Annotated in this window: 8 protein-coding genes and 4 pseudogenes; 5 read left to right on the forward strand and 7 right to left on the reverse strand. The window is 59.2% G+C overall.

Going from position 1 to position 15,179, the window contains the following annotated elements; genetic code table 11:
- Positions 1–329: 329 nt before the first annotated feature.
- Positions 330–2,288 (reverse strand): glycoside hydrolase family 127 protein, encoded by a 1,959-nt coding sequence (locus NLM31_RS06280; protein ID WP_254191800.1) that lies wholly within the window; start codon positions 2,286–2,288, stop codon positions 330–332.
- 563 nt (positions 2,289–2,851) lie between these two features.
- Between NLM31_RS06280 and NLM31_RS06285 the strand changes: the two are divergent.
- From NLM31_RS06285 to NLM31_RS06295, 3 genes and pseudogenes are all read left to right on the forward strand, one after another.
- A pseudogene (locus NLM31_RS06285) lies at positions 2,852–2,995 on the forward strand (hypothetical protein); the annotation flags it as partial.
- Between the two features lie 113 nt (positions 2,996–3,108).
- Entirely contained in the window at positions 3,109–4,539 is a 1,431-nt protein-coding gene (locus tag NLM31_RS06290) for an IS701 family transposase (RefSeq protein ID WP_254128465.1), read from the forward strand.
- A gap of 89 nt (positions 4,540–4,628) precedes the next feature.
- Positions 4,629–5,934, forward strand: a pseudogene (locus NLM31_RS06295) (IS701 family transposase).
- Positions 5,935–6,628: 694 nt separating this feature from the next.
- On the opposite strand, the gene NLM31_RS06305 reads toward NLM31_RS06295, so the two are convergent.
- From NLM31_RS06305 to NLM31_RS06320, 4 genes are all read right to left on the reverse strand, one after another.
- Complete coding sequence (locus NLM31_RS06305; RefSeq protein ID WP_375167467.1) at positions 6,629–8,350, reverse strand: NEL-type E3 ubiquitin ligase domain-containing protein; 1,722 nt, start codon at positions 8,348–8,350, stop codon at positions 6,629–6,631.
- Between the two features lie 1,073 nt (positions 8,351–9,423).
- Positions 9,424–10,101, reverse strand: a complete 678-nt coding sequence (locus tag NLM31_RS06310) for an inner membrane-spanning protein YciB (protein WP_375143530.1) — start codon at positions 10,099–10,101, stop codon at positions 9,424–9,426.
- Between the two features lie 239 nt (positions 10,102–10,340).
- Complete coding sequence (locus NLM31_RS06315; protein ID WP_254191801.1) at positions 10,341–10,637, reverse strand: hypothetical protein; 297 nt, start codon at positions 10,635–10,637, stop codon at positions 10,341–10,343.
- A 422-nt stretch (positions 10,638–11,059) separates the two neighbouring features.
- Positions 11,060–11,467 (reverse strand): hypothetical protein, encoded by a 408-nt coding sequence (locus NLM31_RS06320; RefSeq protein WP_254191802.1) that lies wholly within the window; start codon positions 11,465–11,467, stop codon positions 11,060–11,062.
- A 74-nt stretch (positions 11,468–11,541) separates the two neighbouring features.
- Here NLM31_RS06320 and NLM31_RS06325 point away from each other — a divergent pair, with 74 nt between their 5' ends.
- Complete coding sequence (locus tag NLM31_RS06325) at positions 11,542–12,480, forward strand: DUF2493 domain-containing protein (protein WP_254191803.1); 939 nt, start codon at positions 11,542–11,544, stop codon at positions 12,478–12,480.
- 187 nt (positions 12,481–12,667) lie between these two features.
- Here the strand turns inward: NLM31_RS06325 and NLM31_RS06330 are convergent.
- A pseudogene (locus NLM31_RS06330) lies at positions 12,668–13,547 on the reverse strand (transposase); the annotation flags it as partial.
- Positions 13,548–13,995: 448 nt separating this feature from the next.
- On the opposite strand from NLM31_RS06330, the pseudogene NLM31_RS06335 reads away from it, so the two are divergent.
- Positions 13,996–14,615 (forward strand): annotated as a pseudogene (locus NLM31_RS06335) (IS5 family transposase); the annotation flags it as partial.
- A gap of 25 nt (positions 14,616–14,640) precedes the next feature.
- Here NLM31_RS06335 and NLM31_RS06340 read toward each other — a convergent pair.
- A complete protein-coding gene (locus tag NLM31_RS06340; protein ID WP_254128494.1) occupies positions 14,641–14,847 on the reverse strand; it encodes a hypothetical protein in 207 nt (68 codons plus the stop codon).
- Positions 14,848–15,179: the final 332 nt, after the last annotated feature.

A 15,179-nucleotide genomic window follows, 5' to 3' on the forward strand; every position in this document is an offset into this window, starting at 1 on the left:
AAGTGTACACAGCCCCTGCAGCTCTAGTTTACTCTGCACGATGTCGCGCGCTCCGTATGCCCGGCTGCAAGCAAGACTCGCTGAATGCGATCCTTCGATTGGCCATGCTGACGCCCATCAGCTTCTCGAGCTGACCGCTTCCAAGGCGGTCTTGAAGGTTGATGGAGTTGGAATCGTTAAATGGCCGAAAGTCGAGTTGAAACATCGGCCCAGCGTCGCTCGTGAAAAGGCCAGCTGCCCTGCATGCGACGGGCCAGCCTATGCCCGCTCTCAACCAATTCTCTCCCCTTGGCCAGGTTTGCTTCAAACAGTTACCGGCCATGGCCCGGTCACCACTCATTGATCCAGATTCGCATTTCGCCTTCGCCACGATTAGCCCAGCTGAACCACGGAATGAATGTCAACCGCTGCGGTTGCCGCTGTCCAGGCACCTCGTCGTAGTGATAAAGCGGTGCTTCCTCAGAGAGCTTGTGCTGCAAACGGAACCCCTCGGCCTGCAGCAAAATCTTGCGGGCAAAGAGCCCCTTGCCTTCAACAAGCGAAAACTGGCTGTCTGCATCCAGCCAAATATTGTGTAGCTCCGGCCCATTGTCAGCTTCTTCCAGGCAGTAAACCAGAGGGCCACGCTGAATAGCCACTTTGCCGGCCAAATGGCGAAGTTGCGGATGACCGTACACGCGGCGCGCTTTCATGGGCAGCAGCAATTCGACGCGATCGCCCGGCCGCCACGTGCGCCGAATGAGCAAATACCCTTTGCGCGACTCGCAATTGACCGGTTCGCCGTTCAGCCTGGCTTCTGGCGCGCCGCACCAATCCGGCAGGCGCAGGGCGAGCGTATGGGTGATAGGCTGCTCGGATTCCACGGCGATCTCAACCTGGTCCTCCCAGGGATAGTTCCCGCTCATGCGCAGGCGCAGCGTATGCTCTCCGACCGCTAGCGCCACGCCATTGCCAATGTAAAGATTGACATAGAGCGCATCGGATCGTGGCGTATAGATGTAGTGACCGATTGATGTGAAAAGGCGCGCGATGTTCGGCGGACAGCAGGCGCACCCGCACCAGGGCTGGCGTACCGGTGTGACATGACTGTAGATGCGATTGGACCGAAGCGATTTGGGGTGAACTTCAAGCGGATTGACATAGAAGAAATGGCGTCCATCCAACGAAATGCTGCCCAGAACGGTGTTATAGAGCGCACGCTCCATCACATCGGCATAGCGACCGTCCGCCTCCATCTCCAGCATCCGGCGGGCGAACATCATCAGACCAATCGAGGCGCAGCTTTCCGAGTACATGGTATCGTTCGGCAGATCGTAGTCGCTGCTGAATGCTTCGCCGGCGCTTTGCGAGCCGATACCGCCGGTAATATAGATCTGCCGCTGCACCATGTTTTGCCATAGCCGGAGGCAAGCTTGGCGTAGCTGCTCGTTCTGGAGCAAACGTGCCAGATGAGCAACTCCAGTCATGAGGTATACAAACCGAACCGCGTGACCTGTTGCAGTCCGCTGCTCCGAGACCGGCAGGTGCGCCTGGCTATAGGCTTTATGTTTGATCACCCAAGGCGTTACGTGTGATTTCCGGTGGCCGGAACGCTGCTCATATTCTGTGTCATAGAAGTGTGGCTCAGTACCGCGTTGCTCGACGAAATAACTCGCAAGTGTGAGATATCGGCGCTCCTGCGTCACTTCGTAGAGGCGCGTCAATGCAAGTTCGATTTCCGGATGGGCATCATAGCCATGTAACTGATCGCGCTCCGGACCAAAAACCACGGCGATGTGGTCAGCCAGCCTGCGAGCGACGTCCAGCAGGCGCCGTTTGCCAGTAGCACGATAGAAAGCGATGCCCGCTTCAATCAAGTGGCCGGCGCAGAAAAGCTCGTGGCATTCACTTAGATTGCTCCAGCGCTCCCCAGGCGCCTTTACCGCGAAGTAAGTATTGAGATAGCCATCCCCGCACTGGGCGGCCGCAATCAGGTCAATCAGGTCATCGGCGGTTTTCTCCAGTTCTGGATTGGGTGTTTGGCACAGAGACCAGGCGACCGCTTCCAGCCATTTCGCCACATTACTGTCCTGAAAAACCGTGCCGTAGAACTCGCCCTTTGCTCGGTTGGCGGCGATCCGGAAGTTTTCTATCGCGTGGCTCGGCGGGACTTCGACGATACGATCGTTCAGCGCCTCCCACTGATGAGGAACCGTCACCTTTCTCACCAATTGCTGGTAGTTTCCAATGAGCGGATCCGTGATCCGTAAGTCATGGAGATTTACTTCCGTAACCAACGGACCATCCATCTCGCTCTCCCTCGTGTCGGGTGCACGGGCCCATAGTTCACGAAAGCCCACGCCATATCTTGTCGTTGCCGGGTGCGAATTGGCGACCCAGCACGTTCTGCATGCTACGGTCAGCTCATGCGCCTTTCGCGCCGTCCAAATTCCGGTGTGACGAGCGATTGAAGCGTCCCGTCGGGCATGTAATCTGTGTGAACGCACACTCTTCAAATAGAATGGGACGTTCTATGACGCTCGACGCGAACGACATTGTCGATCTTCCTACATCACGCTGACCAGCACGCTATCAAGACAGCAATTTCTGTGCCGGGAACATGAGCAGATCGTTCGTCCGAAACTAACATGCCCTCGACCTGGTGCGGGTTCAACGCGGATTCTGCGTCCCACGTTCGGCCCAGAGGCGCGGCAAAAGACCGTAGCGCTTTGCGATCACCTGACAGCGCCAACGCCGCCTCCGCCATGCACGATCGTTTCGCGAGCAAGCGTCGCGCCGCCTTCAACCGTTCGGCCGACCGGCCGGTGATGACGTCTTTTGCGTTCAGGAGGCCAGCACGTCGGCCTGCGGTGAGATCGACCCCAACACCTATCCGGCAGGCATCAAAGTCACTGATGACGAAATGGACGCCATCAACATCCTCCGCCATAAATTCCACGGCGACTGGAACTACACTATCAGGCCGCAAACCTCAGTTCGCAGCGATAGTTCCTGAACAAGCCCTTAGTACTACTGAGTCAGAAAAGTGTCTGATTCAAAAGATCGCGGGCGAGATCCTGTGAGAATCAGTTACCTGTTGAGATTCAGGCATCGGCAACGGGGGCTGATATGGATCTCCGGACATCAGGCGGCAGTGAATCGCGATTTTCGGCTTTTGTCGAGAAACTTGTGAGTGTGATCGGACATGCGGACCGGGCCCAGCCGTTGTTTGATTATTGCATCGGCTTAATCATGCCGGGGGAGCGTAAAAGCGTTGAGCCTATGGCAGCGGTAACGGCACCTGATCGGACGGCGGCGCAGCATCAGTCGCTGCTGCACTTCGTCGGCCAATCGCCTTGGTCTGACGAGGGTGTTTTGGCCAAAGTGGGTGAGATGGTACTGCCGGCGATAGAGCGCCATGGACCGATCGAAGCGTGGATCATCGATGACACCGGTTTTCCCAAGAAGGGAGCGCACTCGGTCGGTGTGGCGCGTCAATATTGCGGGCAGCTCGGCAAGCAGGATAACTGCCAAGTCGCGGTATCCCTGTCGCTTGCCAATCACCACGCCAGTCTGCCGGCGATGTATCGTCTCTATCTGCCGCAGGAATGGGCGGCAGATAAGAAACGTCGGCGCAAAGCGGGCGTGCCCAAGGAGATCAGCTTTAAGACCAAGCCAGAGATCGCGCTTGAACAGATCGAAGCAGCCTGCAGAACCGGGCTTCCTCGCGGCGTGGTGCTGATGGATGCCGGATATGGCTGCAACACGGACCTGCGGACCAGCATCAGCGCGTTGGCGTTGACCTATGTGGCTGGTATCTTGCCAAACACCACGGTGTGGACATCCGACACGGCGCCGCTACCGCCGAAAAAATGGTCGGGCAAAGGGCGACCACCAAAGCTGCTGCGCCGCGACCACAAGCATCAACCGATTTCGGTCAAGGAGCTTGCTCTTTGCCTTCCTAAGCGGGTCTGGCGCACGATCAAGTGGCGAGAGGGCGCGGCCGAGCGGCTATCGTCGCGCTTCGCTCGCGCGCGCGTTTGCGTCGCGCATCGAGATTACCAACTCACCGAAAGCCGACCGGAAGAATGGCTTTTGATCGAATGGCCAGAAGGTGAGGACGAGCCGACCAAATACTGGCTTTCAACGTTGCCGGAAACGATCACTTTTGGAAGGCTAGTCGATCTAACCAAGCTGCGCTGGCGCATCGAGCGCGATTATCAGGATCTCAAACAAGAGGTCGGGCTCGGGCATTTCGAAGGGCGAGGTTGGCGTGGCTTCCACCACCACGCTACGCTGTGCATCGCAGCCTACGGATTCCTGGTCTCCGAGAGGGAGACGATTCCCCCCTCGGGATCTCGTTCCACCAGGCCGTTCAAGAGACTTGCGGTTTCCAACGGTTACCGACCCAGAGGCTCCGCTGCTGCGACCCGAACGTCACATCCCGAACTCGATTGCGACGATGCGGCGAAGACTGATCGTTGCCATCGTCCGCACCCTCTCACGCTGTCCCTGTTGCATTCGCCCGATCAAACAGCGCCTTCTTTTGTGACGCAGTAAGATTAGTACTACTGAGTCAGTAAGTCGCAGATTTTGATTGAGAGAATCATTTATTTTAGGAGATTCACGCTTCGGCATTGGAGGCTGAGATGGATCTTCGGCGGTCGAAAGCTATTGAATCGCGATTTGCGGGTTATGTCGAGGGGCTGACGAGCGTGATTGGGCACGCCGACCGGGCCAGGCCGCTGCGGGACTATTGTGTGGGCCTGATGATGCCTTGCGAGCGCAAGAGCGTCGAGCCGATGGCGGCGATCACGGCGCCGGAGCGAACGGCGGCACAGCATCAATCGCTGCTGCATTTTGTTGGCGAAGGCAAGTGGTCGGACGAGAAGGTATTGGCCAAGGTCCGCGAACTTGTGTTGCCGAAGATTGAGCGGCACGGGCCGATCGAAGCCTGGATCATCGACGACACGGGCTTTCCCAAGAAGGGGAAACACTCGGTCGGGATAGCGCGGCAATATTGCGGCCAACTCGGCAAGCAGGACAATTGTCAGGTCGCGGTGTCGTTGTCGCTCGCCAACCGCCACGCCAGCCTGCCGGCGGCCTACCGCCTGTATCTGCCGGAAGACTGGGCGGGGGACGACAAACGTCGGCGCAAGGCGGGGGTGCCTGAGGAGATTGGCTTCAGGACCAAGCCCGAGATCGCGCTTGAGCAGATCACGGCAGCCTGCAAGGCCGGCCTTCCTCGCGGCGTGGTGCTGATGGACGCCGGTTATGGCTGCAACACAAATCTGCGCACCAGCGTCAGCGCGCTGGCGTTGCAGTATGTCGCCGGCATCTTGCCGAATACCAGTGTGTGGGCGCCGGGCACGGGACCGTTGCCGCCAAAAAAGTGGTCAGGCACCGGTCGGCCACCGAAGCTCTTGCGCCGCGACGGCAAGCATCAACCGGTCTCCGTCAAGGAACTTGCTCTTGGCCTGCCCAAGCGCGCCTGGCGCCCGATCGAGTGGCGGGAGGGGGCGGCTGAATGGCTGTCCTCGCGCTTTGCTCGGGTGCGGGTTCGTGCCGCGAACCGTGATTACAATCTCATCGAAAGCCGGTCGGAAGAGTGGCTGCTGATCGAGTGGCCCGAAGGCGAGAAGGAGCCAACCAAATATTGGCTGTCGAACCTTCCGAAAAACATCGCGTTCCGCCAACTGGTCGATACCGCCAAGCTGCGCTGGCGCATCGAACGCGATTATCAGGAACTCAAGCAGGAGGTCGGGCTCGGCCATTTCGAAGGACGAGGATGGCGCGGCTTCCACCACCACGCCACACTGTGCATCGCAGCCTACGGATTCCTGGTCTCCGAGAGGGAGACGATTCCCCCCCCCACGACCTCATTCCTCGGCGTGGTTCAAGGAACTTGCCGTTCCCGACGGTTACCGCCCCAGAGGCTCCGCCATTGCGGCCTGAACGCCACGTCCCGAACTCAATCGCCACCATGCGCCGACGCTTGATCGTCGCGCTCGTCAAATCCTTGTCGCGGTGTCCATGCTGCGCGGCATCCATCGTCAGAGAAACGTCGCGACGAAATTTGTGATGCAGTAGTATTAGCCGGCCACGGTCAAAGCGCTCGCGATTGGGCCTCCCGGCCAAAGCTTGGCGCACCATCACGTCGCGGCAAGGAGCGAACGAAAAACTGAGCTCGCGCTTTGATGGCGTGCGGTCCGTGCGGGCGTACCGTGATTATTGGCAAACCTCCCGATGATTGCAGGAATGATTGCTGCATCGAATGGTACGTCATCCGATGACGGCCCCAGGGTAGGCCGTTTTGGAAGGTTGATCGCACTTAAGCGGCGCGAGGTGTCATGGAAACCGGTCTGCGAAACCCTGCTTTGCAAACCAAGCTGAAGCGCGCATTCAGGCTGTTCCAGTCAATCAGCGCTGCCAACCGCGCCAGCGGATGACCCATGTCGATGATCTAATCGAGCGCCGGAAGCAACAGGCCTTTCTGGCGATCATCCCGCGGCTTGCTCGTCGCGTTCTCCAACGTCGACGACGCGGTCAGGAAAGCAAGACTCATCCGGCGCCGTCCTCCCAAAGATCACGATTGCGACGGAGTTCCGTGGAAGAGGACATTATCAACCGTTTGCAATCAAAGAACGCTTCACAGCTCGATGCCCCGATCGCTGAGCACCCGGTTCATGACCTCACTCTTGATCTCGCGGGTGATTTCTTTCGCGATCTGGGCTCCGAGCACCCGCTCGGCATCGAGGTCGCCTATCAGACCACGCTCGGCGAGCCCCTGGTTCAGGCGGGTTTGAAACTCCTCGCCCGTCGCCTCGGCGAGCCGCGCCTGCATCGCGGCATGGTCTTCGGGGGCGATGCGCCTCATAACCCTCTCCCAGGGTTGCCAGCTCGTTGCCAGATAGACCGCAAAGCCCGTCGTCTCCTGGCTCCGCACCGAGGTCTCGGCCGTGGCAATGTCATCCTCGTTGACGTGAGAGACATTCAAGAAGCGCATGGCCGGGGCGATGTGCCCGAGCTCCAACGGCTCGCGCAGCTGCGTCTGGTAGGCAAGATAGACCTCGATCTCGTCGACCTCGGCGTCCGGGTCGGCAAGGCGGAGCGAATCGACCGTCTGGCGCGCGATCGTGTCCAGCGCTTCCAAGCGGAACATGACACGGCCTTGCTGGAGCAATTCGTCGAGCCGACCGTCATAGGCGCCGTCCTCGACATCAGCGTTTAGGCGTGCGGTCTGCATGCGGTTCCAGGTCAAAGTGATGCGATCCTCACAGCTCATGCTTGCTTCGGATGCCAGCTCGAAGAACTGCTCGCGCAATGGCGGCCTGGCCATCCCCTGCCGCAGATCCTCGATCACCGCCTGCCGGAACGCGTCATTGCTATAGTTCACAGTGCCCCGGAGCCTGTCGAGGAAACTTGCATAGTCCTGGGCGCCTGGTTCTAGGGCGAAGCGTTGCCAGGCGGCTACCGCCGCCGCCTCGCCCTCCAGCCAGTCCGCGACAACCTCGTGCAGGGACCGCGGCGCAACTTCCTCCGCCCCTTCGTCCATCGAGAGAAAGATCTGCGGGCCAGCATAGTCCCCGGCGTGCATGGCTACCGATAGGTTGGTCGCTACCGGCTCAGGCAGCGGATTATTTTCCAAATCAACGCTGGACTCGCGGCCTAGCTGCGTCAGCATGGTTTCGGGAACGCTGGTCAGCTGATTGTTGCGGGCGCCGAGCCAGAGGAGCCCGCCGGGGAACGTCTCGGGCAGGCCGGTCAGCTCATTGTGGCTAGCGCTCAGCCATTCGAGCCCTGCAGGGAGGGGCTCGGGCAGATTGGTAAGCTGATTGTAGTCGACGTTCAGGCGCTGGAGCCTGGCTGGTAAGTCGGGCAGACTAGTCAGCCGGTTGCCGCTGGCATCCAACTCGCGAAGCGTTGGCGGAAGGGCGGTCAGATGAGTTATTTGGTTATTGTCGACCATCAGGCGCCGGAGCCGGGGTGGCAGGCCTGCGGGCAGGCTGGTCAGCCTGTTGCTGATGGCGTAGAGCCGCCGGAGATCGGCCGGAAGGGGGGCGGGCAAGGTGGTCAGGGACAAGAAAGATAGATCCAGACTCTCATTGCCATGGCCCTGCTCCCGCCAATCACTCGTTCGACTAACCGCCTCTTGCCGGTTCTCGCCTTCTGCCTGCCTCTCTTCGGCAGCCCAAACCGCCAAGATCTGATCCTGTAACGAGCCGGGGCTGGTGGCAGATACCCGCGTACTCGTCAAGGCTTCGGCCCATCGCGCCGCGGCGGGAGACCCAGGTTCGGAGGTTTCGGAATCGGACGTTGCGATCTCGGAAGTTTCCGAGGCGGTGCCAAGCTGCACCCGTTCTGTATTCATCGATGCCGTCTCTTCGGTAGCCAAATTGTAAGGGAATGCGCTGGAGCGGCGCTGTTCGAAGCTCGCGGCTGTCACCCTTGGTGGTGATCACCACGACTGATGAAGCAGGCGATTAAAAGATCGGCTCCCGTCAAACACCGCCCAACACGTTTCCCAATTTACCCACCGAGCAGTTGCTGCCAGAGATAGCGCGTCCGCACCAAATCTCAGTTTTCCAATCGCTTCAGATTGTTAAAGGGGTCCATCATTCCCCTCTGCCAGATCTGAGCAGATCAGGCAGATCGAGTCGTTCTCATGCTGACCGGTTTTGCTGTCGATAAGCTGACAAGCCCCATAGCGATCCCAAACTGCGCGGATGGAACTCTCGAAAATTTTGATGCCAGCGGCCCGCTGAAGAAAAGCCGGCAACGGTCAATCAGAGTTTCGAACTGACGGGTGCCGACGGCGGCGCGCCGGCAGCCTGCGCTCACGTCGGCGAGCTTGGTGCGCTTTGGGGGGCGCGTACGGCCTCGTGCTGTGCGACCCGCGCCAGCTCAGACGGTGCGGACGAAAGAAGAAAAGCAAGGGCTGCATGCCTGAACGACAACTGCTCGACTTGATCGAGTCCACTCCGCTGCAGCGGCGCGCCCGGCATGCGATGCGGCTTTGACGGTCGCCCGCTTGTCGTTCTTCAATGAGCAGAAGGTCATAATGCGAAAGAGCGCCGTGACCTCCGTTGTTGCACGGCCATAGTTGGCGACCTCCTCCACAATATTGCGCCGATTGCGAGAGGTGACCCCGCTCCCCGCCCGTTCCAGTGCACGACTTCCAGCGGACGCTCACTCTATCGGCGCCGTTCCACGAGGCGCAAGACATCCGCTCGCCACTGACGAATCAGCAACGCTGCAGCGAATTGCAGCATTGACGCATCTATATCTGCGAATCGAGGTTCATAGCGGGCAACGCCGCACGGACACGCAAGGCAAGAACTTCGCCGGGATGGTGACGCCGGATGCCTGCGACTTTGTGCATCGCATTGCTTCGATTCAGATCCAGCCAGTCGCTGGATCATGCCGAAAGCCATGCCGCTTGATTCAATGTTCGCCGGTCGGTCCAATCGAATCGTGTTCGCCTGGCACACCCTCGACATCCTTCGACTCGGGCAATTGCTGGTGGACTTGGGCAGGAGATGATTGAGCGGAACGCGACACAGGCGCGGCATGGTAGCGCTTGGTCAGCGGCATCAGACCGGCCGCGAAGAGCAGACTCAAGATCGTTACACCGAACACCCTGAAGGTCACCCAGACATCCGTACTCTGGGTTCGCCAGATGACCTCGTTCAAGATCGTCATGCCTGCGAAAAACATCGCCCAGAGAAGGGTGAGGATGCGCCAGCCCTTCGGTGTCAGATTGAAAATGTGATCCAATAGCACCACAATGAAGGAGCGGCCAAACAGAAGTCCACCGCCGAGAACCGTCGAAAGCAGTGCGCTGACGACCGTTGCATCGAGCTTGATGAACGTCTCGTCATGCAACACCAGCGTCAGCGTACCGAATACCAGCACGCTGACGCAGGTGATCAGCGCCGTGATCGCCATGTAACCCTTCACCACGAGGGAGACGATCTCTGCCAGGACAGTCACGCCCATGAACGCGGCGGTAGCCGCGAACAGCTGAAATTTCGCGTTCACACCATAGAAGACGATCAGCGGACCGAGCTCGGTTAAGAAGAACATCTTACGCGGTGAGTCTTGTCCATCAACTGCGCTCATCACCATTTCCAATCCATCTTTTGTGCCCGCATAACGCTAATACGTAGGGTATACAATTTAATGTTGCATGGACTGGTCTCGCTCTTCGCATGGCATGCTTGCGTTAACCGCAGCCTCGGTTCGGCACGCTGCTTGCTTCGCTCAAGGCAGCATCACCAAGTCGCCCGGTGATGTAGAGTCTGACTCGGTGCGTTCAGCGGCTCTCGCGTCACTCTTACGACGTCTATCGGCTCCTCGCTTCAGAACATGGCATGAGTGCGATGGCCAACCTCGAGCGCGCGAAGAGCTGCGCCGCTCACGCTCGTCCCTATTTCGATCGAAAGCCTCTCGACCTCGACCTGGCTACTCCCGGGACGTTCGGCATTGCGCCACCCGAGGGCATGCTCGGCCCGCTGTAGGAAGATTACGACGAGATGGCCGGCATGATCTTCATAGAAATCCCACCGTTCGGAGACATCATCGACCGAATCGCAGAGGCGGAAGCGACCTTGAACACGCGACCTAAACCCGGAAACTAGACCGTCGAACTCGGCCATCCTGCCAAATCGAACACCCGAATAGGCCGCCGCTGCCGACGGCACCGGCAAGCCGCGCTCTCTTAGCCAGAGCATGATTCGGACAAGTGTGAAGCGGCGTTCCCTGACGACGCGCGCGGCGCGTTCGTGGGGAAATCATAACAGTCCGAAGTGCGAAGACCACTCCTCCCAATCTCATAGCGTTTTAGGCATGCCGATCGAGCTGACAGCCCTTGCGGGGCGCAAGGTAAGCACTGCCCTGCGGATGCTCTGAACCGGCACGAGCCCAGTGGCGTATAATGGACTATCGGGAACCGACGCTACTGCGTTGAGTGTGTCAGAAATTCGGTCCATTCCATATCTCCGTTTTGATACAGCCTCGCAGTCTCTTACTTTCGCGCTTTGCCAGCTAGCAGGCATAGCTTTCTGGAATCTGACGAGTGTTAGAGCCAGTGCCCCGCATCGCGTCCTTTCGCCACTTTCATGCTTCTTGCTCCACAGGTTGATGCCGGTATCGCGCTGAAGCGCCTGCTACGAAAGCTAATCTCGTTGATCAGCTCCAAAAAGCCGCCCGCGCGATTCATGCGTCCGGTCGCGTTTCGATGTCGGTTCAATGCGGATGGTCTTGCGATGCTCGTCATGATCGCTCCCTGTGGGGGCGCCGCGCGGATAGAGCCGCCCCCCTTGCCTTCTAGAAGGCGATCGAACGGCAAGCGGTACGGGCCGGCAATGGCAGAGGCACAGCTATTTTCCGCCGGCGCGTTCCGCGCCTTTGCATCGCGAATCAAAATAGCTGTGCTTCTGCCATCCTCCGCTCTGCTTCGGCCCTCCGCTTTGCTGCGGGTGCTCATCCGTTCCGCTCGCCGTCATGTGATCGCCACGAAGGCCGCGATGGACGCGGCCGATCCGGCAAAGGACCTCACCCATGACGACCGACCACGACGACCCTCAATTCGTGCCGCTCCATGCTTCGTCCCCAACCGATCACGTTCTTGCCGAACTTCAACTCTTCGGATTTCGTCCCTTGCATGACGAGCCCGATCCACGGCTGCTTCCCGAAAACATGGCGATCACCGGCGCCGTCGCCGATATCTTCGATGCACTCGTTTCGACGTTGAATGACACGCGCCTGGAACCTGACCTCGAGGACTTGCTCTGGTCGACCGTCAATCTCTTCCATCGCGCTGCAGGCCGCATCGAACACGAGCTCGACGCCAACGAGCAGGCGCAGCAGAAGAGCCAACGCGAGCAGAACGGCTCGGAGGTGCGATCCGTCGAGCTCGAACGACTCATCGCCCAGGGCGTTACGCTCATCGAGCGCCGCAACGCCATGGAGCTCTTTCGCGACCAGGCCGCCGAACGCTTCGAAGTCCACACCGGTTCGCCTTGGCGGCCGCGCTCCGGGTCAATCGTCAGCCATCGTAACCTCACCGCCGCGATGATCGATAGCCGCGATTTTCTCGCTGCCAGGCGTAGAGCCGAAACCGAGGTGTTGTTCCCACCTGGGCCAAAAGTCGTACTCACCGGTGGGCTCGAATTCAACGACGTCTCGCTCGTCTGGGATCGCCTCGACAAGGTCCACGCAAAACATCCCGATATGGTTCTTTTGCACGGCGGCTCACCGAAAGGCGCCGAATTGATCGCGACAAAATGGGCCAGCCATCGCAAGGTGCCGCAGATCGCCTTCAAGCCGGACTGGACGAAACATGCGAAGGCCGCACCATTCAAGCGCAACGACGCGATGCTCGACATCATGCCGATCGGGGTCATGCACTTTCCGGGCACAGGCATCCAGGACAACCTCGCCGATAAGGCGAAGAAGCTCGGTATCCCGGTCTGGAAGTTTGGCAAGGACGGTGCGTGAGCGCCGTTCTGGTTGACGCTGAAAGCTATGGCACGGCCCGCTAAAAGGATGGACGGGCAGGGTTCGAAGGTGCATCGAGACACCGAGCCGGTGGGCCGGCCCTCTTCGTTCCTTGCTCGCTTGGTGCCGTCCGGCATCTGGTTGGAATCTAGAGTGGCGCAATCTCCGACATCGTGAAGTCATCTGGTTAGGCGGCGAGGTCAATTGGCTGATTGATGGGCTTTGCGGCGAGGTCTTCCAGCCATTGACCTTGCGCATGTTGATCTGGCCAGAAGCGAGCGAGGCCCAGAACAACATTGCTGCAGTGTCGGCAGATGGCGGCACTGTCTGCGTCTTGATCCGTCGTTTGAAGTCCTCGTGTAGCCGCTCGATGGGATTCGTCGTACGTGCGCTCTTCCATCGACTCGGTGGCAGCGACGTGAAGCTGAAGAACCGGTCGCCGGCTTCCTGCAGACTGTCGGCGATGGCGCGATGTTTGAGCCGCTATTTGCGTACGAAGGCTTTGCGTCGAGTTTCAATCTCCTCGCACGTTACCGCGTAGATCATGTCGTTGTAATCGGCGGTGATCTCCTCGTGCAGGCGCTCGCGCGCATGCGCCAGCAGATTCCTGTGATTGTGCACAGCGCTGCACCGGCACGCAGTCCCACACGGCGACGATGCAGTCTCAAGCCCCGACGCGCCGTCGACAATGAGGAATTCGGGACGGCGCAAGCCGCGCCGGATGAGCTCGTCGAGCACGATATGCCAAGTTTCGGTACTCTCGCCGCCCATACTCTTGATCGCGAGCAAGACGTTCTGACCGTCCGCACGCACGCCGATGACGACAAACAGCGAGATCGATGTCACCTTGCGGTCGAGCCGTCCCCCACCACGGTGCCGTCGAGAATCAATCGCACGATCGTCTCATCGGCCAGCCAGCGGGCATTCCAGGCGTCCCCGTCGCTCTTTCCCTTGCGCCATACCCGGCTCACCGTGTCCTTGCCGACGGCGCCAGCGAACAATGTACTGAGCGCACCGCGCACACGGCGCGTGTTGGTGCCAGCCAGGTAGCAGCCGGCGATCAGCGCGACTAGAACGCTGCGTCAACACATGATCAAGGCGCGGCCCTTGCGGCAGGAACACCATGACCATCCAGAATATCGATGTGATCAATTAGGAGATGCTCAGGCGCTGTTTACCAAAGTGATGCGTTCGCTGCATGCCCCCGCAGATACAGCCACGATGAACGGAGGGGCCCCCTCATAGCGAACGACGAAGCGTGATTTTCGCTCAAGAGCGCTTGCACATGGCAAGCCACAATTTGGATGGGTGGTCAACGCGCACCAAATTTATCAGCGACGAGCCAGATCTCTCAAGTGTCGGCGAAGCCCGCTTCGGGGGCACTTTCGTTGGACTCAGTTGAGGGCGGCACCTTGACGTCCGTTTCCGGTCATAAGTGCCGCAGCGGCGCCGGGCCAAGAGCGTCGCGGTTAGCTGGCCTCCTGTGATTCAGATCCCCAACTGGGAGATCGAACCATGCGCTACGAACCCGCCGATCATGAATGGGCTGCCATCGAGCCGATGCTGCCGAGCAAGCCGCGTGGCGTTCCTGGGGTGAACGACCGACGTGTCCTCAAAGGTATCTTCTGGGTCTTGCGATCAGGAGCAACCTGGCGTGATTTGCCGGAGGCGTTCGGTCCTGCACCACTTGCTACAACTGCTTTGTTCGCTGGCGGCCCGCAGGTGTCGGGCGGCGTATCATAAACGCACTTGCCGCTACCCATGATGCCGCTGTCCTGATCATCGACACGTCCACAATCCGCGTGCATCAGCACGGAGCCCGTATCACAAAGAACCAGCGCCAATCGATGGGAAGATCACGCGGCGACTTGACGATTAAATTCATGCGGTGGTCGATAGCAATGGTCTGCAGGTGCGGCTGGCGTTGAGTACCGGCGAGGCTCATGATGTTCGACTTGCCGGAAAACTGCTGTCTCGTCTGAAATCCGGGTCAATGGTGCTTGCCGATCGAGGCTATTGACGCGGACTGGATTGAGCTTGCCATAAAGAAGGGCGCGTGGGCCAACATTCCGCCGAAAAGTAACCGCAGCAGATCCGATCTGCTTCAGCCCTATCTCTACTGCGCTCGCAACAAGCCGGCCTTTGATTTGGATCGCCTGTCTAAGCTTCCGTGTACGAAATAGCGAGATTTTCGCAGATCGACGCAAACGCCTTTTTCGCTTCGGCGTCTTCGAAGCAAAAGCGTACCCCTTTGTCACCACGCTCGATCCACCACCCCGCCTTGTGTCCTTGCGAAACGCGGAATGCCTCCTCGCGCAACTGATCCAGTAATCTTCCGTAAGCACGCACAATCACACAGTTTTCCATCTCAACGCTCATTGCAGGAAAGCAACACAGGCCAAGCCACATATACCCAGAAGGCGCCGCTATGACAAACGGTGAATCTTAGGCCGGCCGCCGCCCAATATTTCCTCGGACATGATGTCGGACTCGGCGCATATTTTCCTCTCGCGCTCGGCCTTTCAGGTTGGGTTCCTGCACCCGTCGATGGAGGCGAGCGAAGAATCTGCGACGTCTTGTGCTATTATCTTGATCGGATGTGCTGCTTTTGGTGCGAGCTCAGGCTGGACGATTTCAAAAAAATGCGATGGATCCGCAAAGGTGCGATGCTGGTCGCGTTTTTCCCCGTGATGGTTTCG

The sequence above is a fragment of the Bradyrhizobium sp. CCGUVB4N genome (assembly GCF_024199945.1).
GTDB lineage: Bacteria > Pseudomonadota > Alphaproteobacteria > Rhizobiales > Xanthobacteraceae > Bradyrhizobium.

What these genes read in the sequence shown, in the direction of transcription:
- NLM31_RS06280 (WP_254191800.1), bottom strand. Translation starts at nt 2,288, where the DNA reads ATGGATGGTCCGTTGGTTACGGAAGTAAATCTCCATGACTTACGGATC.
- NLM31_RS06290 (WP_254128465.1), top strand. Translation starts at nt 3,109, where the DNA reads ATGGATCTCCGGACATCAGGCGGCAGTGAATCGCGATTTTCGGCTTTT.
- NLM31_RS06305 (WP_375167467.1), bottom strand. Translation starts at nt 8,350, where the DNA reads ATGAATACAGAACGGGTGCAGCTTGGCACCGCCTCGGAAACTTCCGAG.
- NLM31_RS06310 (WP_375143530.1), bottom strand. Translation starts at nt 10,101, where the DNA reads ATGAGCGCAGTTGATGGACAAGACTCACCGCGTAAGATGTTCTTCTTA.
- NLM31_RS06315 (WP_254191801.1), bottom strand. Translation starts at nt 10,637, where the DNA reads ATGGCCGAGTTCGACGGTCTAGTTTCCGGGTTTAGGTCGCGTGTTCAA.
- NLM31_RS06320 (WP_254191802.1), bottom strand. Translation starts at nt 11,467, where the DNA reads ATGAGCACCCGCAGCAAAGCGGAGGGCCGAAGCAGAGCGGAGGATGGC.
- NLM31_RS06325 (WP_254191803.1), top strand. Translation starts at nt 11,542, where the DNA reads ATGACGACCGACCACGACGACCCTCAATTCGTGCCGCTCCATGCTTCG.
- NLM31_RS06340 (WP_254128494.1), bottom strand. Translation starts at nt 14,847, where the DNA reads ATGGAAAACTGTGTGATTGTGCGTGCTTACGGAAGATTACTGGATCAG.